The organism is Achromobacter spanius, from assembly GCF_002812705.1.
GTDB lineage: Bacteria > Pseudomonadota > Gammaproteobacteria > Burkholderiales > Burkholderiaceae_B > Achromobacter > Achromobacter spanius.
The window spans coordinates 5,014,654-5,035,192 of sequence record NZ_CP025030.1 but is presented as its reverse complement, the minus strand read 5'-3'; the positions used below and the strand labels follow the sequence as shown (position 1 = coordinate 5,035,192).

Here is a 20,539-nt window from a genome sequence, read left to right as displayed (position 1 = left end):
CGCGCAGTCGCTACCGACGCGGCGTGCTCGCCTCGGCCAGCGCTTGCTGGATGATGGCGTTGGCGGTCCAGCGCACCACGTCCGTGACGGCGGGCAGGTCCAGATGCCAGATGTCTTTCAAGACCAGGAACACTTCGGTGCCATAAACCAGCGACAGCGCTTGCGCCACGCGGTCTTGCTGCGCCGGCGTCAGCTCGCTTGCCAAGGGCGCGATGGCGCGCTTCAGGATGTCGACCCGGTGGCCACGCACCAGCCTGGGGTCGGCGGCGGGCTTGCCCGCGTTGGCTTCGGCGTGCTGCTGTAACGACACCATGATGGCCGCGCGCAAGGGCGCCTCGTGCGAGGCCAGCCGGGGGTAGGCAAACCGCAGCAGCTCGTCGACGCGGGTGGCGGCGTCGGGCGCGTCGGAATCCCAAGCCAGGATGGGGCCCAGGCTTTCGTCCACCACCGCCGCGATCAACGCGCTCTGGCTGGGAAAGTAGCGATACGCCGTGGCGCGCGACACCTGGGCGTGTTCGGCCAGTTCGGCGACCGATGGCGTGATGCCTTGCGCCATCAACTGCTGGGCGGCGTCCAGCAAGGTTTTGCGCATGCGCGCGCGCGGGCCGTGCGGCGGCTCGCCGCTTGCTGCCGCCTGCGGGCTCGCGGGCGCGATCAGGCGCGCTGCCGAGGGCGGGCGGACAGGGGGCGAGGTTTGACGTGAGACTGGTGTCTCAGTATGATTCTTTCGTCTCATTTCTTGATTCTACAGGCCTGTTTGGACCTTCATCGGGACCTTACATTTAGGCCTCACATATCGAGGCGCGCACCGAGTGTAGCCGCCCACGGAGGAGCCATGACGCATTCAAATCAGCAGGTCTTTGTTGCCGCCACCTATGACACCAAGGGCCAGGAAGCCGAGTACGTGGTGAACCTGCTCAAGCGCGAAGGGCTGGACGTGGTGTCGGTGGACGTGTCCACCACAGGCGCCGCCAGCACGGCGCAGATCCAGGCGCGCGACGTGGCGGCCAGCCACCCGGGTGGGGTGGACGCCGTGTTCACCGGCGACCGGGGCACGGCCATCGCGGCCATGGCGCTGGCCTTTGAACGCTACGTGGCCAGCCACGCGGGCATCGGCGCCATGTTGGGCCTGGGCGGCTCGGGCGGCACGGCGTTGATCACGCCCGCCATGCGCGCGCTGCCGATAGGCACGCCCAAGGTGATGGTGTCGACGATGGCCTCGGGCAATGTCGCGCCCTATGTCGGCCCGTCGGATATCGCCATGATGTATTCCGTGACGGACGTGGCCGGCCTGAACCGCATATCACGCCGCGTGCTGGCCAACGCGGCGGGCGCCATCGCGGGGGCGCACCGCATGGCCGCCGCCAATGCCTCCGCCGGCGACGACGACAGCCGCCCCGCCGTGGGCATCACCATGTTCGGCGTCACGACCGCTTGCGTGCAGCAGGTGACGCCGCTGCTGGACGCGCGTTACGACTGCCTGGTGTTTCACGCCACGGGCACGGGCGGACAGTCGATGGAAAAGCTGTTGGACAGCGGCTTGCTTGCCGGAGTGCTGGACCTGACCACGACCGAAGTCTGCGACTTCCTGTTTGGCGGTGTGCTGGCCTGCACCGAAGACCGCCTGGGCGCCGTGGCCCGCACCGGCGCGCCGTATGTCGGCTCGTGCGGCGCCTTGGACATGGTGAACTTCGGCGGCATGGACACCGTGCCCGAACGCTATCAGGGCCGCACGTTCTACCCGCATAACCCGCAGGTGACGCTGATGCGCACCACGGCCGAAGAGAACACGCGGCAGGGCGAATGGATTGCCGCGAAGCTGAACCAATGCAACGGGCCGGTGCGCTTTTTGATACCGGAAGGCGGCGTGTCGGCGCTGGACGCACCCGGCCAGGCATTCTGGGACCCCGAGGCGGATGCCGCGCTGTTCGCCGCGCTGGAAAAGCACGTGGTGCAGACGCCGGACCGCCGCCTGGTGCGCGTGCCCTGCCATATCAACGACCCCTTGTTCGCCCAGACAGCGGTCGACCAATTTCTTGAAATCGCTACCCGCTAAGGATCGCCGCCATGCCGCGTTTTGACCGTAATGAACTGCTGGAAAAGTTTCGCGCCATGGTGCGCGCGCGCACGCCCATCGTGGGCGGCGGCGCGGGCACGGGCTTGTCGGCCAAGTGCGAGGAAGCGGGCGGTATCGACCTGATCGTCATCTATAACTCGGGCCGTTACCGCATGGCGGGCCGGGGTTCGCTGGCGGGCCTGCTGGCCTATGGCAACGCCAACGAGATCGTGGTCGACATGGGCCGCGAAGTGCTGCCCGTGGTGAAGCAGACGCCGGTGCTGGCGGGCGTGAACGGCACGGATCCGTTCTGCGACTTCGATGTATTCCTGGACGACCTGAAGCGCCAAGGCTTCTCGGGCGTGCAGAACTTTCCCACGGTGGGTCTCATCGACGGCACCTTCCGCGCCAATCTCGAAGAAACCGGCATGGGCTACGCGCTGGAGGTCGACATGATCCGCCTGGCGCACCAGAAGGGCATGCTGACCACGCCCTACGTGTTCAACGAGGACGACGCGGTGGCCATGGCGCAGGCGGGCGCGGACATCATCGTGGCGCATATGGGCCTGACCACGGGCGGCTCCATCGGGGCGGAAACCGCGCAGACGCTGGACGGCTGCGTGGCGGCCATCGACCGCATCGCCGCCGCCGCGCTGGCGGTGCGGCCCGACATCATCGTGCTGTGCCATGGCGGCCCCATCGCCACGCCCGAGGACGCCGCCCACGTGCTGCGCGCCTGCAAGCATTGCCACGGCTTCTACGGCGCCAGTTCCATGGAACGCCTGCCCACCGAACAGGCGCTGACCGCCGCCACGCGCGAGTTCAAGAATCTGAGTTTTTGATTCGGGGGGGATTCACGCTGTTGATTCATGCGGTGGATTCAGCCTATTGACCAAGACCCGGCTCCGGCTTCGGCCTGGCGGGACTGGCTCGCACCCGCTTGCAGCCGGCGGGCAGCGTCGCCGTGCGCAGGTAATCATGGATGGCGCGGATCAGCGCCTGGCTTGCCGGGCTTAACGGATATTCCTTGTGCCGGATGATGCACACCGTACGCACGACCGTCGGGCGCGCCAGCAGCGCATAGTCCAGCCCGGGTTCCCGCACCCGTTCAGCGGCCAGCGCGGGCAGCAGGGCCACGCCTAACCCCGCTTTGACCAGCGCCGCTTGCGACGTGGTGCTGGACGCTTCATAGAACGGCGCGCCCGCCTCGATCGGCAGGTCGGCGCGGGCGCGCAGCAGCGCCATGATGCCGGTTTCGTCCACCACTCCCACCAGCTTGCGCCCCGCCAGGTCCGACCACCGCATGGTGCCGTCACGCCCCGGGCGCAAGCTGTCGTCATCGGCGCGGTACAGCACGCCGAATCGATCTTCCAGCAAGGGGTCAAAGCGTAGCCCCGGCGCATCGGCCCAGCGGCTGGTCAGGCCGAAGTCCACCTCGCGGGCGGCCACCTTGCGCTGGATGCGGCCGGAGTTGTCGTCGCTGAGGTAAAGGCGCACGGCGGGGTATTGCGCCGCGAAGGCCGTGGCGGCGGGCGCGATGATCTGCGTGATGGCCGATGGCGCCGCCGCCACGCCCACGCGCCCGCGCTCCAGCGCGCCAAAGCGCACCACGTCTTCGATCACGCCATCAAAATCCGCCAGCAAGCGCATCACGCGCGGCAGGAATTCTTCGCCCGCCGCGGTCAGCAGCACGCGCCGGCTGGTGCGCGCAAAAAGCTGGGTGGCCAAGGCGTCTTCCAGTTGCCGCACCAGGCTGGTCACGGACGACTGGGTCTGGAACAAGCGCTTGGCCGCGTGCGTGAAGCTGGATTCCTGCGCCACCGCGACGAACGCGGTCAGGTGCTTCAGGGTGACGTGCTTGGGTAGGCGATTCATTTCAAATCACGATAGATAGATCAATAAAAACAATTTTTCCAGATTGATCGCGCCGACGATACTAGGGGCTTCATCCAGGCGGGACAATCATGCGGCAGGAACAGTTGGATCTGATCATTGAAGGCGGCTGGGTCATCGATGGCTTGGGCGGCCCAAGGCGGCGCGCGGACGTGGGCGTGGCGGGCGAACGTATCGCGGCCATCGGCGACCTGTCTGGCGCAAGCGCCGCGCGACGGGTGGCCGCGCACGGCAAGATCGTGGCGCCGGGCTTCATTGATTCGCACGGCCACGATGACCTGATGTTCGTGGAAAAGCCGGGCCTGGAATGGAAGACCAGTCAGGGCATCACGTCGGTGGTGGTCGGCAATTGCGGGGTCAGCGGCGCGCCCGCGCCCTTGCCCGGCAACACGGCGGCGGCGCTGGCGCTGCTGGGCGAAACGCCCTTGTTCGCCGACATGCACGCCTATTTCGACACCTTGCGCGCGCAGCAGCCCATGATCAACGTGGCGGCGCTGGTCGGCCACGCCAACCTGCGCCTGGCCGCCATGCGCGACCCCACCGCCGCGCCCACCCCGGCCGAGCAGGACGCCATGCAGCGCATGCTGGCCGATGCCCTGGCCGCGGGCGCGGTGGGATTCAGCACGGGCCTGGCCTACCAGCCGGGTGGCGTGGCCGAGCAAGCGGAACTGGACGGCCTGGCACGTGTGGCCGCGGCCCACGGCGCGCTGCACACCAGCCACATCCGCAACGAGGGCGACGAGGTCGAGGCCGCCGTGGACGAAGTGCTGTCCGTGGGCCGCAATACGGGTTGCGCCACGGTGCTGTCGCATCACAAATGCATGATGCCGCGCAACTGGGGCAAAAGCCGCGCCACGCTGGCCAACATCGACCGCGCACGCGCCGAGGGTATCGACGTGGCGCTGGACATCTATCCGTATCCGGGCAGCTCAACGATCCTGATTCCCGAGCGCGCGGACAGCATCGACGACATCCGCATCACGTGGTCGGTGCCGCATCCCGAATGCAGCGGCGAAACGCTGGCCGATATCGCCGCGCGCTGGGGTTGCGACAAGACCGAAGCCGCGCAGCGCCTTTGTCCTGCCGGCGCCATCTATTTCGCGATGGACGAGGCCGAGGTGCAGCGCATTTTCAAACACGATTGCTGCATGGTCGGTTCGGACGGCCTGCCCAACGACGCGCACCCGCACCCCCGCCTGTGGGGCAGCTTTACGCGCGTGCTGGGCCGCTATGTGCGCGAAGCCCAACTGCTGACGCTGGAAGCGGCCGTGGCCAAGATGACGGCCTTGCCCGCGCGCGTGTTCGGCCTGGCCGGACGCGGCCAACTCAGCGTCGGGGCCTGGGCGGACATCGTGGTGTTCGACGCGGACACCGTGGCCGACCGCGCCACCTGGGACGCGCCCACGCTGCCATCCATTGGCGTTGAACACGTGCTGGTCAATGGCCGGCAGGTGTTTCCCGCCACGCCGGGCATGACACGGCCCGGCAAGATATTGCGGCGCGAGGCCGCTCACAACAACACCCCCAAGGAGATCAACCCATCATGATGCGCAAGACTCTGATTGCCATGGCGCTGGCCGCCGTGCTGCCTGCCGCCCACGCCGCCTTTCCGGACCATCCCATCACCTTGATCGTGCCGTTTCCGGCCGGCGGCCCCACCGACATCGTCGGGCGGGTGGCGGCGGCGAAGGCGGGCGAGATCCTGGGCCAGCAGATCGTGGTGGAAAACCGCACGGGCGCGTCCGGCACCATCGGCATGACCGCCACAGCGCGCGCCAAGCCGGACGGCTACACCGTGGGGCTGGCCACCGTCAGCACCCACGGCACCGCGCCGCACCTGTTTCCCAAGCTGGGGTATGACCCGGTCAAGGACTTCACGCCTATCAGCAACCTGGTCACCAGCCCCAACATCCTTAGCGTCAACCCGAAATACCCGGCGAAGACCCTGGCCGAATTCGTCGAACATGTGCGCGCCAATCCGAACAAGGACGGCTACGCCAATGCCGGTGCGGGCGGCGTGAATGACCTGGGCATGATCTGGTTCATGCAACTGATCGGCGGCAAGATGAACAGCATTTCGTACCGAGGATCGGCGCCTGCGCTGACCGACACGGTGGGCGGCGTGGTGCCGGTGATCTTCGACAACTTCCCGTCGTCGCTGCCCTACATCAAGAGCAAGCATCTGCACGCGCTGGCCATCACGGGTGCGCAGCGCAACCCGCGCCTGCCGGATGTGCCGACGTTTGCCGAGCAAGGCTACAAGGACTACGACGTTACCGCCTGGTACGGCGTGGTGGGTCCGGCGGGCATGCCGGCCGACGTGCGCGACAAGTTGGCGCAGGCCTTCGCGCAAGCCATGCGGGACCCGGCCACGGCCGCGAAGATGGAAGAGACGGGCGCGTTTCCGCTGGGCAATACCCCGGCCGAATTCGGCGAGCAGATCCGTACCGAACGCGATCGCTGGAAGACGGTGATCGACCGCGCGCAGATCAAGCTGCAATAAGCAACGCGGGTCGGGGCACGTACCAAAGCGTGCCTAGTACACGTCGCGCCGGTAACGGCCGGCGTGTAGCAGCGCCTGTAGGGGCTCCGCACCCAGAATGTCTTCCAGCGCGGCGTCCACGCCCGCGGCCATGCCTTGCAGGCTGCCGCAGACATAGATCGCGGCGCCCGCCGACACCCATTGCCGCACGCTGTCCGCTTCTTCGCGCAACACGTGCTGCACGTACCGGCGTTGGGGCTGGTCACGCGAATAGACCGTGTCCACCCGTTCCAGCGTGCCGTCTTCGCGCCAGGCGCTGATGTCGTCTCGGCAGAAGTCGTCATGCGCGGCGTTGCGCTCGCCGAATATCAGCCAGTTGCGACGGTGGCCCGCCGCGCGCCGCGCCTTGATCAGCGCGCGCAGCCCGGCCAGCCCGGTGCCGTTGCCCACCAGGATCATCGGGCGCGCATCGTCGGGCGCACGAAAGTTGCGATTGCTTCGCACGCGCAGGTCAATCTGCTCGCCGACCTGGGCCACATGGGTCAACCAGCCGCTACCCACGCCCAGGCCGCCATCCGCGCTGCGCATCTGGCGCACCAGCAGATCGATGGCGCCGTCTTGCGGCAGCGACGCAATGGAATATTCGCGGTGCGTTTGCAGCGGCCCGCCGCGCTCCAGGCGCGGACCAATTTCCGCGATATCGCCGGCCTGCCAGTGCGCGGGCTGGCCGGTTGGCGGCGCAAGCGTCAGCAGGTAGCACGGGTTGCCCTGGCTGCCGGGATTCAGCAGCGTGCGTGCCGCCAGCCGCCAAGGTTCGTAGACCGGGGCCTGCCAATCGGGCAGGTCGTTTCGTCCCGCCAGCAGGCCCAGATGATGTTGCCAGTGGCGCAGCGCGGCGGGGTCGTCGTTGTCCACTTCCACCAGGTCGAACAGCGGTGTGGCGCCTTGCGCATGCAGCCAGTCATCAAGCTGATGCCCAAAGCCGCAGAACTGCGCGTATTCGCTGTCACCCAACGCCAGCACGGCGGTTTGCGCTCCGGCCAGTGCGCGTGTGTGCCGGGTCTGCATCTGGCTGGCGAACGCGGCGGCCGAGTCGGGCGGATCGCCTTCGCCATAGGTGCTGACCACGAACAGCATGCGGCGGTAGCCGGACAGGCGGGCCAGGTCCAACTGACCAAGCTCGGCCACGCGCACCGTCAAGCCGCCCGCGCGCAGGGATTCGGCGGTTTGCGCCGCCAAGGTTTCGGCATAGCCCGTCTGGCTTGCGTAAGCGACCAGCAGCGCATCGTCGGCGGCGGGGGCGTTCAGGGCTTGCAGCGCCTGGGCCTGCCGCGCCTTGTGTTGCTGTGCACGGCGCCATGCCCGCAGGCACAGCAGCAGCCATATCGTGATGACGCCAGCGGCTGCGATCAGGCGGGTAGGGCTCATTGGATCAGCGCGCTTGGGCCAGAGCTTGGGGCGGGCGCGGGGGCAGGGTCTGGACCAACGCCTCGAATGCCGGAGTCGCAACGACGCGGTAGTCGTGGGCGTCGCGCAGGATGAACAAGGCCGCCAGGTTGTGGCGGCGGGCATAGGCCAGGCCGTCCGTTTCGCCCAGCACCGTCAACACGGTGGCCAGCGCGTCGGCCTGCATGCATTCGGGGTGCAGCACCGATACCGACGCCACGTTATTGCGTACCGGCCGCCCGGTGCGCGGGTCGATGGTGTGGGCATAGCGCGCGTCGCCGTTGCCGGCGTGGCGCCGATAGTCACCCGACGTGGCGATGCTGTGGTCTTGCAGCGGCAAGGCCAGCGCGTGGTCGTCGCTGGCATCGGGCACTTCAATCGCCACGCGCCAGGGCTGGCCGTCGGGCCGCTTGCCGCGTGCGCGCAATTCTCCGCCCACTTCCACCAGGTACTGCGTAATGCCCAGCGCGTCCAACGCCAGCGCGGCGCGGTCGACGCCATAGCCCTTGGCAATGGACGACAGGTCCAGATACGCGCCGCCCGGCTGATACGCCGCCTGCCGCGCGGTATCCAGCCGCACGCGCTGCCAGCCGCAGCGCGCGCGGGCGGTGTCGATGGCGGCGGGCGAGGGCGGTTCGAAGGCGCGCTGGTGCGGACCAAAGCCCCAGGCATTCACCAGCGGACCCACCGTGGGGTCGTAGGCGCCGCCGCTGTCCTCGGCCAACAGCATGGCATGGCGCAGCACATGGAAGAATCCATCCGGCAGTGCCAGCCAGCCGGACGCGGCCTGGTTGAAGCGCGTGATGTCGGACACCGATTCCCAGGTGCTCATCTGCGCCACCACCTCGTCCAACGCGGCCTGGATGGCGCGCCGCGCTGCGTCCTCGCGGCACCCGGCGGGCAAGGCCATGCGCGCTGACCAGGTGGTGCCCATGGTCGCGCCCGCCAATGCCGCCAGGGCGGGCAGCGGCGTGGGCATGGCGCCATAGGTCACGCGCACGACGGGGGGCGTCGTGCCCCCAGGCGCATAGGACGGAGCAACCGGCACGCGATCGTCCTGCTCAGGGTTGCAGCACTTCGACGGTGCCGGCGTAGGACAGGCGGCGCTTCTTCGCCTGCGGCACGCTGACCTTGGCGTCTTCCATGCCGGCTTCAATCCAGTACAAGCCGGGCTGCGGCCACTTGACCGAGAACTTGCCGTCCTTGTCGGTGCTGAGCTTGATTTCACCGACCTTGTCGCGATAGCGGCTGCCGCCGGGCACGACGTTCACTTCCAGGTTGGCGGCGGGCTGGCCGTCCAAGAGCATCTGGAAGGTGGCCGCTTCGTCCGTGAACAAGTCGTTCGGGTGGGTGACAGGCGCCAGTTCCAGGCCGCGACCCACCGGCTTGACGGTGCTGGGCTTGCCCGCCGTGACGAAGGTTTCCACGCGGCCCAGGCTTTGCGATACCTCAAGCTCTTGCGCGTTGGCGGGCACGGCTTGCGCCATGCCTTCTACCTTGCCGAAGTAGCGCTTGTTCTTGCCGTCTTCCTTCCAGCGCGCGAACACGCCGTCGTTGACGACCGCAACGCGGTAGGTGCCGCTTTGCTTCAGTTGCAGGTCGAAGGTGCTGCGCAGCTTGCCGCGATTGATGTTCTCGGCGTCGGCGGCGCTGCCGTCCGGCGCGATGACGGCCAGGCCGTCCAGGCGCAGTGGCGCGTGGTTGAAATAGAACTTGTCGTTGCCGACGGCGGCGTCAACGGTGATCCAGCTATCGGTGCCCGACAGCACGGTCGATGACGGCACCATCCACACATCATGCGCGTGGGCGGCGAAAGGCAGGCACAGCGCCAGGGCGGCGGCCAGTTTGGCGGCGGATTTCATGTTCGTGTTCCTTGAGGGCAAGGGGTGGGCATCAGGGTTTGAGGTTGAGCGCGATGGCGCCCAGTTCGTGTTCGCCTTGCGCGCTCAGTTGCTCCGCCTTTTGCGGCGGCCACTGGAAAGGAATGCGCAGCAATTCGCGGCCGCCAACTTCGCGCGCCGCTTCCACCACCACGGCGTATTGGCCGGGCTTGAGCGAGGCCAGCGGCTTGGAGGATGCGTCGAAGTTCAGCGCATGCTTGCCCACGGGCTTGGTCGCGCCGCTGACGCCATCCACCGGAAACTGCTGGTTGCGGCCGCTGCGACGCCACCACTGGCGCATGTCCTTGAGCCACTCGGTGCCTTCGTTGTTCTTCTTGGCCACGTCGTACCAGACGGCCAGGTCGGCGGCCACGCTCTGGTCGGCGTTTTCGATCCAGATCGCCACGTAGGGGCGGTGGTATTCGGCCACATCCAGGCGCGGCACCTCGATGGACAGGCCGATGTCGGCCGCATTGGCCGTTCGGGCGATGGCGCCGGCCAGCAGGGCCGACAACAACAGTTTGCGCATGGAAATCTCCAGGGGCGGATCGAAGGAATCAGTGGATGAAGAGCAGCGCCAGGACGACGGGGATCACGACGCCCAACCCCACCATGGGCCAGGTCGCGCCACGGTTGCCGGCATGCATCTTCAACAGCACCAGCCCGGTCAGCGAAAAGACCAGACAGGCAACGGCGAAGATGTCCAGGAACCAACTCCAGGCAAGGCCGGTATTGCGGCCCTTGTGCAAATCGTTCAGGTAGGAAACCCAGCCGCGATCGGTGCGTTCGTATTCGACGTCGCCGCTGGCCAGGTCGATGGACAACCAGGCGTCGCCGCCCGCGCGGGGCAAAGACAGATAGACCTCGTCGGCCGACCATTCGGCGGCTTTGCCCGCCGCGCCGGCATCGAACGTGTCGTCCAGCCATTGCGCCACGGGGGGCGGCAAGGGCGCCTTCTTCTGCCCGGATGGCACCGTCAACTGCTTGAGCACGGCTTCGGGCAAATGCGCCTGGCGGCTGGTCACCACCGCCTTCGATTCAATGTGCGAAGCGTTGTTCAGCGTAAGGCCGGTAATGGCAAACAGCAGCATGCCCAGCAGGCATAGCGCGGAGCTGATCCAGTGCCATTGATGCAAGGTCTTGAGCCAGTAGGCCCGGCGCTTCGGAGTGGGTTGACTGTCCATGCGGGATTCGGTTTGAAGCGGCGGATTCTAACATTTAATGAGAATTACTCTTATAAAAGGCAGGGCGGCGCGAGCAAGGAAATTTCAATCGATTACGACGTGGCGGGGTCGCGAAACCCCTGGGGGATCAAGGGCCGAACAGCGGCGAAGAACCTGAGTTTTTCAGCCAGATTTGAGGAAGCGCGGGTTATGCTGCTGCTGGTCTTTTGCTTGGCGTTCGACTCTGCCGGACGCCCCGACGCCCATGTCCATTTACCAAACCTTGATTCCGCTGAACTTCCTGGCCGTCGGCCTGGGCGCCATGCTGGGCGCGTGGACGCGCTGGCTGGTCAGCATGTGGTTGAACGTGGAGTCCTGGCCCTGGGGCACGTTCACCGTGAATTTGGCGGGCGGCTATTTCGTGGGCGTGGCGCTGGCGCTGGTGGCGGGCCACCCGGAATGGCCGGCCTGGATTCGGCTGGGCGCCATCACCGGTTTCATGGGCGGCTTGACCACGTTCTCCACGTTCTCGGCCGAGACCGTGTCCATGCTGGAGCGCGGCGCCTATGGCACCGCGTTGAGCTATGCGGGCATCAGCCTGGTGGGGTCGCTGGCGTTGACGGCGGCGGGCATCGCCACCGTGCATTTATTGCGTTGAAAGGATAGGAAAGGCGCGGAGGAAAAACGCGGCGGGAGTGTGTCCGCCCCGTCCTGCGCCTCCGCCGCGACTCAATCCGCGCGGGGATTCAATACACGAGCCGCTTGCAGGCCGCTTTGCACCGCGCCTTCCAACACACCGGGGTAGCCCGTATCGGTCCAGTCGCCCGCCAACGCCAAGGTGGGCCAGGGCGTGGTGTTCAGCGGGCGCGTCAAGCCCGGCACCGCGGCGAAGGTGGCGCGTTTTTCAATCAGGAGTTCGGCGGCCGTCACTTCGGGCATGGCGGGCAGGCGCGCGGGGTTGCGCGCCGCCTGTTCTGCGACTTGATCAATCAACGCTTCGATGACCTGCCGGCGGTTGCGTTCCGCGATGCGGGTGGCGGCGCTGGCCACCACGGCAAGTTCGCCGGCCCTGGTGTCGCCCGCCAATTGCGCGCGGTCGAACACCCACTGCCCGACGTGCCCGCGCGCGGCTTCCTCGCGCAGCATCATCATGGGTTCCGGCAAGCGCCAGGGGTCGGCCAGGCGCACGTTCAGGGTCGCGATCGGCAGGTAGTCGAATGCCTTCAGCGCTTCCAGCAAGCCGATGGCGCCGGCCTCGCGCAAAGGCGCGTCCAGCAGCCGGGCGGCATAGGTGGGCGGCACGGCCAGCACGGCGGCATCAAAGCGTTCCTGGTTGACGACGATGCCGTCAGCCGAGGGATGCAGTTGGCGCACCGTGTTGCCATAGCGCATGGTGACCTGGCGCGCCGCGGCGTCGGGCCAGAGCGCCGACAGGTCGGTGCAGGGCAGCAGCAGGTCGCTGTCTTCGCGGGCGCCAGCCAGGCTATCGCGCAGCACGCGCGCAAACAGCGCGGCGCTGGCGGTGGCGCAAGGGGTGTTCAGCGCGGCCAGGCACAACGGCTCCCAGAGCTGGCGGATCAACACATCGGATTGCGCGTGATAGTGCAGCAGTTGCAGCACGGTCCAGTCGCGCGGGGGCGACCACGACATGGCTTTCAGGCCGCGCATCAGGCGCAGCGCGGCATAGCGGTCGGCCCAGGTCAGGCCGCGTGCGCGCAGGATGGCAACCGCCATGTGCAAGGGCGCGGGCAGCCGGGGGGCGGACAAGCGGAAGCGGCCGTCCAGGCTGGCCAGCCGCAGCGGCCGGCGCATCAGCAGGGCGTCGGGGTTGCGGCCCACGCGGCGCATCAGCGCCAGCGTTTGCCGGTAGGCGCCCGCCAGCAGGTGCTGGCCGTTGTCCAGCGGGGCGTCGAACGATTCATGGAATACGCGGCGGGCGCGGCCGCCGGGCGTGTGGCCGGCTTCAAACACCGTGACCTTGGCGCCGGCTTCACGCAGGGCGATGCTGGCCGCCAAGCCGGCCCAGCCCGCACCAATAACCGCCGCCTTCACCGCGCCAACCGGCGGACCAGTCCGCGTCCGCCGCCCACCCAGGTTTTCCAGGCCAGCCACAGCTTGCGCAGCGGCGTCAGCGAGATGCGCTGGTGCAGCACCTGCCAGTTGTCGCGTTCAATTTCATCAAGCAGCGCGTAGTAGATCGCGGCCATCATCAGGCCCGGGCGTTGCGAACGGCGGTCCGCTTCGGGCAGATTGCTCATGGCCTCGCGATAGAGTTCGCGGGCGCGGTCGGCCTGGAACTTCATCAAGGCGCTGAAACGGTCGGAGTATTCGCCATTCAGAATGTCCGACGCCTTGACCTCGAACTGCTGCATGTCGTTGACCGGAATATAGATACGGCCACGGCGCGCATCGTCGCCAACGTCGCGGATGATGTTGGTCATCTGAAACGCCAGGCCCAGCTTTTCGGCATAGACCAGCGTCTTGGGGTCGCTGTAGCCGAACACGCCGGCGGACAGCTCGCCCACCACGCCGGCCGCGTGCCAGCAGTACTTGCGCAGGCTGGGCCAGTCCAGGTAGCGCGTCTGGTCCAGGTCCATTTCCATGCCGTCCACCACGGCCAGCAGGCGCTCGCGGGTGATCGAACAGCTTTCCAGGTGCGGTTGCAGCGCGCGCGTGACGGGGTGGTCGGGCTTGCCGTCGAACATCTGGTCGACCTGCGTGCGCCACCAGGCCAGCTTGATGCGGGCCAGCGACGGGTCGGTGCATTCATCGACCACGTCGTCCACTTCGCGGCAATAGGCGTAAAGCGCCGTGATCGCGCGGCGGCGTTCGGGCGGCAGGAACAGGAATGAGTAGTAGAAGCTGGAACCGCTTTTGGCGGCTTTCTCCTGGCAATATTCGTCAGGGGTCATAGATAGGCAGGGCCTGTTACTTGATAGAGCGCCACAGCATGATGGCCCAGTCTTTGGCGCCCAATTCGGGGCGGTTCATGAATACATCGTAGCTGCTCGCCTCGATACGCTCCAGCACGCGCAGCCCGCCTTGCACCACCAGGCGCAGCTCCAGGCCGATGCGGCCGGGCAGGCGGCGTGCCAGCGGAGCGCCGAAGTGTAGCAGTGCCCGCGTGCGTTCAACCTGGAACGCCATCAGTTCGCGCCACTGCGGCGTCAGGCGGCAGGCGGCAAGGTCGTCTTCGGTGACGCCGTGGCGGCGCAGGTCTTCCTGGGGCAGGTAGACGCGCTGCTTGTGCCAGTCGACCCGCACATCCTGCCAGAAATTCACCAGTTGCAAACCGGTGCAGATGGCATCGCTTTCGGCCACGTCTCGCGGGCTGGATGCGTCGAACAGGTGCAGCATCAGCCGGCCGACCGGGTTGGCCGAACGGGTGCAGTAGTCGGCAAGCGTGGCGTAGTCTTCGTAGCGCTTGACGGTGATGTCCTGCTCGAAAGCGGACAACAGGTCGTAAAACGGGGTGATGGGCAGTTGATGCCGGGCGATGGTGCGCGCCAGCGGCGTGAAGATGTCGGCCAGCGGCGGCAGGCCCGGCGGGGGCGTGTTGCCCGGTTCGGCGCCGATGCGGTGTAGCTCGGTGCGATAGGCTGCCAATTGCGCCAGGCGTTCTTCGTCGGTGGCGCTGCCTTCGTCGGCGATATCGTCCGCGGCGCGGGCGAAGCGGTAGATATCGGTCACGGCGCCGCGCAGCCTGCGCGGCAGCAGCAGCGAGGCGACGGGAAAGTTCTCGTAGTGATCGATGGACATGGGTCGTGGTGCAGAGGGCGGCCCCGGAGCGGGTTCGCACCATTTTAGAGTAGTCGCCTTTCGGGGCGAGATGCCGTGCCGATGCCAGCGGCGATCAGTTAGACTTAAGCGCCACAGGATCTCACACCATGCCGCGCCCCATATCCGCCACTGTCTCCGTTTCCGCGCTTGCGCACAATCTTGCCACCGTGCACCGTCACCTTGAACAGACCGCGCAGGCCGCGTCGGGGCTGCCGCCGTCGATCTGGGCGGTCATCAAGGCCAACGCCTACGGCCACGGCATCGAGCAGGCCGTGACGGGGTTTTCCAAGGCGCAGGGCTTGGCCATGCTCGACCTGGACGAAGCCGTGCGCTGCCGCGAGGCGGGCTGGGGCGGCCCGATCCTGCTGCTGGAAGGGTTTTTCAAACCCGCCGACCTGGATCTGATCGACCGCTACCACCTGAGCACCACGGTGCATAACCGGGAACAACTCGACATGCTGGCGCGCGCCCGCTTCACCCGGCGCGTGGACGTCATGCTCAAGCTCAACAGCGGCATGAACCGGCTGGGCTTCAGCCCCGCGTCCTACCCCGCCGCGCATGAACGCGCCATGTTGTTGCAGCAGCAGGGCACGCTGGGGTCGGTAGGCAAGATGACGCACTTCGCCTGCGCGGACGGCCCCCAGGGCGTGACCGAGCAATTGGCGCTGTTTAATTCGGTGACGCATAAGATGCCTGGCGCCATCAGCGTCTGCAACTCCGCGGCCACGCTGCGTTTTGCCGACATCGCGGTGGGCTCGCCCACGCAGACGCATTGGGTGCGCCCGGGCATCTGCCTGTATGGCGCCTCGCCCTTCGCCGACGCCGAGGCCGCGTCCTTCGGCCTGCGCCCCGCCATGACGCTCAGTTCCGAGATCATCGCCGTGCAAGAACTCAAGGCGGGCGATTCGGTGGGCTATGGCGCCATCTTCCGTGCCGAACGCGCCATGCGCGTGGGCATCGTGGCCTGCGGTTACGCCGACGGCTACCCGCGCCACGCCACCACCGGCACGCCTGTCGTCGTGGCCGGCATTCGCACCCAACTGGTTGGCCGCGTGTCGATGGACATGCTGATCGTCGACCTGGACCCGATTCCCGCCGCCGGTGTCGGCGCGCCCGTCGTGCTGTGGGGCGAAGACGGCCCCTCGGTGGATGAAGTGGCCCAGGCCGCCGGCACCATCGGCTACGAATTGCTGTGCGCCCTGGCGCCGCGCGTGCCTGTCAGCCGCGACGCCTGACAGGCGTTTTTCGCATCGCGCGCGCCACCCGCCGCTCTTTTTCGGTGGCTGTCCGGTGCGCAAGAATTGCTACGCAATTTACAAGACAGCCATCTCAGGATGGTGTCTACTTGGAACACCGGGCGCCCACGCGCCCGTTTTTGACCGAGCAATCTGACTACGAGGTTTCAATCCATGAAGGACAAATGCGTGCTCATAACGGGCGCCACCAAGGGCATAGGCTGGGCGCTCACGCAGCGGCTGTCCGACATGGGCTGTCATGTGGTTGGCATTGCGCGCAATACCAACGATGTGGATTTTCCCGGCTACCTCTACCCCTGTGACCTGGCGGATGCCGGCCGCACCGAAGAGGTCTTGCGAGAAATCCGCGACAAGTTTCCCGTGGACGCGGTCGTCAACAACGTGGGCATCGCGTCGCCCCAGCCGCTGGGCGAAATCGACCTGGCCACGCTGTACAACGTGCTGGACCTGAACGTGCGCGTGGCGGTGCAGGTAACGCAGGCCTTTATCGAATCGATGAAGGTGCGCCGCGCCGGCCGCATCGTGAACGTGGTCAGCCGCGCCATCTACGGCGGCCTTGACCGCACGGCCTATTCGGCCGCCAAGAATGCGCTGGTGGGCTGCACCCGCACCTGGGCGCTTGAGCTGGCGGAATACGGCGTCACCGCCAACGCGGTGGCACCCGGCCCGATCGAAACGGAAATGTTCCGCGCCACCCGCCCCGCGGGTAGCGAAGCTGAAAAGCGCGCGCTGGCCTCGGTGCCCATGAAGCGCTTGGGCACGCCGGCCGAAGTGGCGGCTGCCATTGCCTTCCTGTTGTCGGACGATGCCGGGTTCATCACCGGGCAGGTGCTGGGCGTGGACGGCGGCGGCAGCCTGGCCGGGCGCTCCTGATTGCACAGTGGCGAAAACAAAATGGCGCACGTTTTTGACGGTGCGCCATTTTTTTTGCCTTAGTAAGGTCCCTTGCCGGCCGTCACGCTCTTCACGTCCTTGAATTCCCCCGCCAGCCTTTCCGCCGCGCGCGCCAGCAGCACGGCGTCCACGCCGACCGCCACGAACGTTGCGCCCAGCGACAGGTAATGCTTGGCCTGCGCCACGCCGCTGTGCAAGATGCCGGCGGCCTTGCCGGAGCGCACGATGCGCGCGATGGCCTGGTCGATGGTGGCCAGCACTTCGGGGTGGTCCGGTTGCGCCAGATAGCCCATGCCCGCTGACAAATCGGCCGGGCCGATGAAGGCGCCATCCACGCCGTCCACGGCCAGGATGTCGTCCAGCGCGTCGATGCCGGCCGGGGTTTCAATCTGCACCAGCACGCACATCTGGTCGTTGGCGCGTTCCAGGTAGTTGGGGATTCGGTTCCAGCGTGACGACCGCGCCAACGCGCTGCCCACGCCCCGGATGCCGGCGGGCGGATAGCGCACCGCGGCCACGGCGGCGGCGGCTTCCTCGGCCGACTGGATCATGGGCACCAGCAAGGTCTGCGCGCCCGTGTCAAGAATCTGCTTGATCTGCACCGGGTCATTCCAGGCTGGCCGCACCACGGGCGCCACCGGGTACGCCGCCACCGATTGCAGTTGCGACAGCGTGGTCTGCAAGGTGTTCGGCGCATGTTCGCCGTCGATCAGCAGCCAGTCGAAGCCGGCGCCCGCAATGATTTCAGAGGTATAAGCGCTGGCCAGTCCGGCCCACAGGCCGATCTGGGGCTCGCGGTTGCGCAGGGCTTCTTTGAAGGTATTGGTCAGGATGTCCATGGACGGCGTGCCGTGTTAGTTGAAATGACAGTTGACGGAACCCAGCACGCCGTAATCGACGTGGAAGGTGTCGCCCGGCCGGGCGGCCACGGGGCGGGTGAACGAGCCCGACAGAATGATCTCGCCCGCCTCAAGCGCCACGTCGTGGGCGGCCAGCTTGTTAGCCAGCCATACTACGCCATTGGCCGGGTGATTCAAGACGCCCGCGGCCACGCCGGTTTCTTCGATGACGGCATTGCGCGACAGGATCGCGCCGGCCCAGCGCAGGTCGATGTCGCCCATCTTCACCGGCCGTCCGCCCATCACCACGCCGGCGTTGGCGGCGTTGTCGGCAATGGTGTCGAACACCTTGCGCGGCCGCTGGGTGTCGGGGTCGATGCCGTGCGAGCGCGCATCGATGATCTCCAGCGCGGGGATCACGTATTCAACGGCGTCATACACCTGGAACAGCGTCACGTTCGGGCCTTGCAAGCGCTTGCCCAGCACGAAGGCCAGCTCCACTTCCAGGCGCGGCAGGATGAAGCGGCCGGCCGGAATGGCGCCGCCGTCTTCAAAGAACATGTCGTCCAGCAGCATGCCGAAATCAGGCTCGTCGATCTGCGATGACTGTTGCATGGCGCGCGAGGTCAGGCCGATCTTGTGGCCGCGCTTGACGCGGCCCGCCGCCAGCTTGATGTCCATCCAGGCGCGCTGGATGGCGTAGGCGTCGGCGATGTTGATGTCGGGATGGTCCAGCGATATCTGGCGGATTTGCGTGCGCGTGCGCTCGGCTTCGTGCAGGCGCGCGGCAATGGCGCGTACGGTTTGGGTGTCTAGCATGGAGAGTCCGGAAGTGGGTGTTACGACGGGAAGGCGGCCAGGGTATTGACCAGTCTTCCGATTCCTTCGATTTCAGTCACGACTTCATCGCCGGGCATCACGTTGACGATGCCGTCCGGCGTGCCGGTCAGGATCAGGTCACCGGGCGACAAGGTCATGAAGCTGCTGAAATACTCGATCAGCGCGGGCACGTCGAACACCATGTCGCGCGTGTTGCCGCGCTGCGTTTCAACGCCGTTGACGGTGGTGCGCAGGTTCAGGTTCATGGGGTCGGGCACGTCGTCGCGATCCACCAGCCAAGGCCCCAGCGGCGTGCAGGTGTCACGGCTTTTCACGCGCAGGTTCGGCCGATACCAGTTTTCAAGGTAGTCGCGCAGCGCGTAGTCGTTGGCGACGGTGTAGCCGGCCACATAGTCATAGGCGTTGGCGCGCGTGACGCGCTGCGCCGTCTTGCCGATGACCACCGCCAATTCGCATTCGTAGTGCATGAACGCGACGTCGGCCGGGCGCAGCGTGCGTGCGCGATGGCCGACGAAGGTGTTGGCGGCTTTCAAAAAACCCAGCGGTTCCTCGGGCGCCTTGAATGCCAGTTCCTTGGCGTGGTCCGCGTAGTTGATGGCCAGCGTGAACGTCGTGCGGGGCTCGATGGGCGGCAACCAGGTGACGGCGTCTTCGGCCAGGACGCGCCCATCCGGCAGCAGGACGTGGCCGGGGGCGCTGTCCGCCTCGGTGACGCGGTGGATGGCGCCTTCATAGGCGATGCGTGCGTGTTTCATGGCGGATTCCTCAGAGTGCGGCCGCGGCCAGGGTGTTGCCCAGCGTGCCCACCTGCACGATGCGGATGTCGTAGCGTTGCCCGGCTCGCACACGCGGTGCGTCGTGGGGCGCGCCCACCAGCAGCATGTCGCCGGCCTCGAAGCTCATGAACTGCGTCACGTCGGCAATCAGCCGCGCCACGGGGCGCACCAGATCGGCCGTGCTGGCGCGTTGCACCACTACGCCGTCCACGCTCACTTCGATATCCAGCGCATCGGGGTCCGCCACTGCGGAGGCGGGCGTCAGCGTGTCGCCCATGGGGCAAAAGCCGTCGCGGCATTTCTGTTTGAGCGCGGGGCGGAAGTAACTGGCATGCGGCACGGACAAGTCCGCCACGACGCGGTAGCCCGCCACATGGTCCAACGCGCTGGCTTCGCTCACGCGCGTGGCGCGGCGCGAGAACACTACGCCCAGGCATGCGCCCACCTCCACGTCATCCACGTCGGCGGGCAGGGCGATGGTGTCGCCGTCGCGCGCATAGGTGTTGGCCGGTTTGATGTAGAGCACGGGCGCGCGGGGCGCCGCTTTGTAGGGCGGCGCGTTGACGCTGTCGCCCAGTGCGTCCAGCGACTGACGCGTATTGAGCGCGGCGCCGACCACGGTGCGGGGCGGGCCTGCCAGGGCGGCCTCGGCCTGCGCGGCGCGCGCGGCCAGGTAGTCGCGGTAATTGTTCTGCTTGTAGTTCAGCACCGCGTCCGCTTCTTCGATCTGCATCGAAATGCCCAGCGGCCGCATGGCCATGTGCGGCGCCAGCGCGGCGCTCAGCGCCTTGAATACGCGTTCGCCCAAGGCCGCTTTTTGGGCGTCGCTGCGACCATGGCCAATGCGCAGCACGACGTGGACGAAGGCGTTGTCGGGGTGGCCATCGACGATCAGGCAGTCGTCCACCCGCAGGGCGCGGGTGCGCGCGCCGGCCAGGGGAAACAGGCTGCCGTCGCCCACGGCGGCGTCCTGCACCGTGCGCATCAGCGCGTGCGTATCCAGGGTCAGATTGCCCGAATACTCAATCCAGATATGGGGCATGGAGTCATCCGCCAAAATTGTTAGCATGTTAATTAGAATGGCGGGAAAGACGATTGGCGGCAACGAATGCGTAGGGCTGCGTGGGGCAAACACAGCGTCGTTGACAGCGCCATCTTGCCGGCATAAAGTTAACGTGTTAATTAAAAGTCGCGGCAACCGACGGCGCCGTGGACCACGATCAAAACGAGGAGC

21 protein-coding genes are annotated in these 20,539 nt (G+C 66.9%); 7 read left to right on the top strand and 14 right to left on the bottom strand.

Features of this window, described 5'->3' with window-relative positions; translation table 11 throughout:
• Positions 1 to 10: 10 nt before the first annotated feature.
• Entirely contained in the window at positions 11 to 658 is a 648-nt protein-coding gene (locus CVS48_RS22695; protein ID WP_100857809.1) for a TetR/AcrR family transcriptional regulator, read from the bottom strand.
• A gap of 177 nt (positions 659 to 835) precedes the next feature.
• Between CVS48_RS22695 and CVS48_RS22690 the strand changes: the two genes are divergently transcribed.
• Positions 836 to 2,056 (top strand): Tm-1-like ATP-binding domain-containing protein, encoded by a 1,221-nt coding sequence (locus CVS48_RS22690; RefSeq protein WP_100856405.1) that lies wholly within the window; start codon positions 836 to 838, stop codon positions 2,054 to 2,056.
• Positions 2,057 to 2,067: 11 nt separating this feature from the next.
• Positions 2,068 to 2,898, top strand: a complete 831-nt coding sequence (locus CVS48_RS22685; protein WP_100856404.1) for a phosphoenolpyruvate hydrolase family protein — start codon at positions 2,068 to 2,070, stop codon at positions 2,896 to 2,898.
• Positions 2,899 to 2,941: 43 nt separating this feature from the next.
• Here CVS48_RS22685 and CVS48_RS22680 read toward each other — a convergent pair whose 3' ends face one another.
• The gene (locus CVS48_RS22680; RefSeq protein WP_100856403.1) at positions 2,942 to 3,931 is read right to left on the bottom strand and encodes a LysR family transcriptional regulator; all 990 of its coding nucleotides are present in this window, start codon (positions 3,929 to 3,931) and stop codon (positions 2,942 to 2,944) included.
• An 89-nt stretch (positions 3,932 to 4,020) separates the two neighbouring features.
• Between CVS48_RS22680 and CVS48_RS22675 the strand changes: the two genes are divergently transcribed.
• Together CVS48_RS22675 and CVS48_RS22670 are read left to right on the top strand one after the other, a co-directional pair.
• The gene (locus CVS48_RS22675; RefSeq protein ID WP_197723142.1) at positions 4,021 to 5,496 is read left to right on the top strand and encodes an N-acyl-D-amino-acid deacylase family protein; all 1,476 of its coding nucleotides are present in this window, start codon (positions 4,021 to 4,023) and stop codon (positions 5,494 to 5,496) included.
• Complete coding sequence (locus CVS48_RS22670) at positions 5,493 to 6,452, top strand: tripartite tricarboxylate transporter substrate binding protein BugE (protein WP_167401042.1); 960 nt, start codon at positions 5,493 to 5,495, stop codon at positions 6,450 to 6,452. The genes CVS48_RS22675 and CVS48_RS22670 overlap by 4 nt, the downstream gene beginning before the upstream one ends.
• A 33-nt stretch (positions 6,453 to 6,485) precedes the next feature.
• Here CVS48_RS22670 and CVS48_RS22665 read toward each other — a convergent pair whose 3' ends face one another.
• From CVS48_RS22665 to CVS48_RS22645, 5 genes are all read right to left on the bottom strand, one after another.
• Positions 6,486 to 7,859, bottom strand: a complete 1,374-nt coding sequence (locus CVS48_RS22665) for a sulfite reductase subunit alpha (protein WP_100856401.1) — start codon at positions 7,857 to 7,859, stop codon at positions 6,486 to 6,488.
• A 4-nt stretch (positions 7,860 to 7,863) separates the two neighbouring features.
• Positions 7,864 to 8,856, bottom strand: coding sequence for an FAD:protein FMN transferase (locus tag CVS48_RS22660; protein ID WP_167401136.1), 993 nt, complete (start codon positions 8,854 to 8,856; stop codon positions 7,864 to 7,866).
• A gap of 82 nt (positions 8,857 to 8,938) precedes the next feature.
• Positions 8,939 to 9,739 carry a DUF4198 domain-containing protein gene (locus tag CVS48_RS22655; RefSeq protein WP_100856399.1) on the bottom strand — a complete coding sequence of 267 codons (801 nt, stop codon included), beginning with the start codon at positions 9,737 to 9,739 and terminating at the stop codon, positions 8,939 to 8,941.
• Between the two features lie 31 nt (positions 9,740 to 9,770).
• The gene (locus CVS48_RS22650; protein WP_100856398.1) at positions 9,771 to 10,286 is read right to left on the bottom strand and encodes a DUF2271 domain-containing protein; all 516 of its coding nucleotides are present in this window, start codon (positions 10,284 to 10,286) and stop codon (positions 9,771 to 9,773) included.
• A 28-nt stretch (positions 10,287 to 10,314) separates the two neighbouring features.
• The gene (locus CVS48_RS22645; RefSeq protein WP_100856397.1) at positions 10,315 to 10,941 is read right to left on the bottom strand and encodes a PepSY-associated TM helix domain-containing protein; all 627 of its coding nucleotides are present in this window, start codon (positions 10,939 to 10,941) and stop codon (positions 10,315 to 10,317) included.
• Positions 10,942 to 11,185: 244 nt separating this feature from the next.
• Here CVS48_RS22645 and crcB point away from each other — a divergent pair, with 244 nt between their 5' ends.
• Positions 11,186 to 11,578, top strand: a complete 393-nt coding sequence (gene crcB / locus CVS48_RS22640; protein WP_100856396.1) for a fluoride efflux transporter CrcB — start codon at positions 11,186 to 11,188, stop codon at positions 11,576 to 11,578.
• 71 nt (positions 11,579 to 11,649) lie between these two features.
• Here crcB and hpnE read toward each other — a convergent pair whose 3' ends face one another.
• Genes hpnE through hpnC form a run of 3 tightly spaced genes read right to left on the bottom strand, consistent with a single transcriptional unit; the run spans position 11,650 to position 14,679 of the window.
• Positions 11,650 to 12,972, bottom strand: a complete 1,323-nt coding sequence (gene hpnE, locus CVS48_RS22635; RefSeq protein WP_100856395.1) for a hydroxysqualene dehydroxylase HpnE — start codon at positions 12,970 to 12,972, stop codon at positions 11,650 to 11,652.
• A complete protein-coding gene (gene hpnD, locus CVS48_RS22630; protein ID WP_100856394.1) occupies positions 12,969 to 13,832 on the bottom strand; it encodes a presqualene diphosphate synthase HpnD in 864 nt (287 codons plus the stop codon). The genes hpnE and hpnD overlap by 4 nt, the downstream gene beginning before the upstream one ends.
• Positions 13,833 to 13,848: 16 nt before the next feature.
• The gene (hpnC, locus tag CVS48_RS22625; RefSeq protein ID WP_100856393.1) at positions 13,849 to 14,679 is read right to left on the bottom strand and encodes a squalene synthase HpnC; all 831 of its coding nucleotides are present in this window, start codon (positions 14,677 to 14,679) and stop codon (positions 13,849 to 13,851) included.
• A 128-nt stretch (positions 14,680 to 14,807) separates the two neighbouring features.
• On the opposite strand from hpnC, the gene alr reads away from it, so the two are divergent.
• Together alr and CVS48_RS22615 are read left to right on the top strand one after the other, a co-directional pair.
• Entirely contained in the window at positions 14,808 to 15,935 is a 1,128-nt protein-coding gene (alr, locus tag CVS48_RS22620) for an alanine racemase (protein WP_100856392.1), read from the top strand.
• Between the two features lie 174 nt (positions 15,936 to 16,109).
• Positions 16,110 to 16,829, top strand: coding sequence for an SDR family oxidoreductase (locus CVS48_RS22615; protein WP_100856391.1), 720 nt, complete (start codon positions 16,110 to 16,112; stop codon positions 16,827 to 16,829).
• Between the two features lie 59 nt (positions 16,830 to 16,888).
• Here the strand turns inward: CVS48_RS22615 and hpaI are convergent, their stop codons facing one another.
• The 4 genes from hpaI to CVS48_RS22595 are packed head-to-tail and all read right to left on the bottom strand — an operon-like array spanning position 16,889 to position 20,347.
• Positions 16,889 to 17,689 carry a 4-hydroxy-2-oxoheptanedioate aldolase gene (gene hpaI / locus CVS48_RS22610; protein ID WP_100856390.1) on the bottom strand — a complete coding sequence of 267 codons (801 nt, stop codon included), beginning with the start codon at positions 17,687 to 17,689 and terminating at the stop codon, positions 16,889 to 16,891.
• A 15-nt stretch (positions 17,690 to 17,704) separates the two neighbouring features.
• Positions 17,705 to 18,508: a 2-oxo-hept-4-ene-1,7-dioate hydratase gene (gene hpaH, locus CVS48_RS22605; protein ID WP_100856389.1), complete on the bottom strand. Its 804-nt coding sequence runs from the start codon at positions 18,506 to 18,508 to the stop codon at positions 17,705 to 17,707.
• A 20-nt stretch (positions 18,509 to 18,528) separates the two neighbouring features.
• Entirely contained in the window at positions 18,529 to 19,284 is a 756-nt protein-coding gene (locus tag CVS48_RS22600; RefSeq protein ID WP_100856388.1) for a fumarylacetoacetate hydrolase family protein, read from the bottom strand.
• A 10-nt stretch (positions 19,285 to 19,294) separates the two neighbouring features.
• The gene (locus CVS48_RS22595; RefSeq protein WP_100856387.1) at positions 19,295 to 20,347 is read right to left on the bottom strand and encodes a fumarylacetoacetate hydrolase family protein; all 1,053 of its coding nucleotides are present in this window, start codon (positions 20,345 to 20,347) and stop codon (positions 19,295 to 19,297) included.
• Between the last annotated feature and the right edge of the window lie 192 nt (positions 20,348 to 20,539).

Bases quoted from the DNA above. Each gene is read 5' to 3' on its own strand.
- CVS48_RS22690 (WP_100856405.1), top strand. From the start codon at position 836: ATGACGCATTCAAATCAGCAGGTCTTTGTTGCCGCCACCTATGACACC.
- CVS48_RS22685 (WP_100856404.1), top strand. From the start codon at position 2,068: ATGCCGCGTTTTGACCGTAATGAACTGCTGGAAAAGTTTCGCGCCATG.
- CVS48_RS22680 (WP_100856403.1), bottom strand. From the start codon at position 3,931: ATGAATCGCCTACCCAAGCACGTCACCCTGAAGCACCTGACCGCGTTC.
- CVS48_RS22675 (WP_197723142.1), top strand. From the start codon at position 4,021: ATGCGGCAGGAACAGTTGGATCTGATCATTGAAGGCGGCTGGGTCATC.
- CVS48_RS22670 (WP_167401042.1), top strand. From the start codon at position 5,493: ATGATGCGCAAGACTCTGATTGCCATGGCGCTGGCCGCCGTGCTGCCT.
- CVS48_RS22665 (WP_100856401.1), bottom strand. From the start codon at position 7,859: ATGAGCCCTACCCGCCTGATCGCAGCCGCTGGCGTCATCACGATATGG.
- CVS48_RS22660 (WP_167401136.1), bottom strand. From the start codon at position 8,856: ATGCCCACGCCGCTGCCCGCCCTGGCGGCATTGGCGGGCGCGACCATG.
- CVS48_RS22655 (WP_100856399.1), bottom strand. From the start codon at position 9,739: ATGAAATCCGCCGCCAAACTGGCCGCCGCCCTGGCGCTGTGCCTGCCT.
- CVS48_RS22650 (WP_100856398.1), bottom strand. From the start codon at position 10,286: ATGCGCAAACTGTTGTTGTCGGCCCTGCTGGCCGGCGCCATCGCCCGA.
- CVS48_RS22645 (WP_100856397.1), bottom strand. From the start codon at position 10,941: ATGGACAGTCAACCCACTCCGAAGCGCCGGGCCTACTGGCTCAAGACC.
- crcB (WP_100856396.1), top strand. From the start codon at position 11,186: ATGTCCATTTACCAAACCTTGATTCCGCTGAACTTCCTGGCCGTCGGC.
- hpnD (WP_100856394.1), bottom strand. From the start codon at position 13,832: ATGACCCCTGACGAATATTGCCAGGAGAAAGCCGCCAAAAGCGGTTCC.
- hpnC (WP_100856393.1), bottom strand. From the start codon at position 14,679: ATGTCCATCGATCACTACGAGAACTTTCCCGTCGCCTCGCTGCTGCTG.
- alr (WP_100856392.1), top strand. From the start codon at position 14,808: ATGCCGCGCCCCATATCCGCCACTGTCTCCGTTTCCGCGCTTGCGCAC.
- CVS48_RS22615 (WP_100856391.1), top strand. From the start codon at position 16,110: ATGAAGGACAAATGCGTGCTCATAACGGGCGCCACCAAGGGCATAGGC.
- hpaI (WP_100856390.1), bottom strand. From the start codon at position 17,689: ATGGACATCCTGACCAATACCTTCAAAGAAGCCCTGCGCAACCGCGAG.
- hpaH (WP_100856389.1), bottom strand. From the start codon at position 18,508: ATGCTAGACACCCAAACCGTACGCGCCATTGCCGCGCGCCTGCACGAA.
- CVS48_RS22600 (WP_100856388.1), bottom strand. From the start codon at position 19,284: ATGAAACACGCACGCATCGCCTATGAAGGCGCCATCCACCGCGTCACC.
- CVS48_RS22595 (WP_100856387.1), bottom strand. From the start codon at position 20,347: ATGCCCCATATCTGGATTGAGTATTCGGGCAATCTGACCCTGGATACG.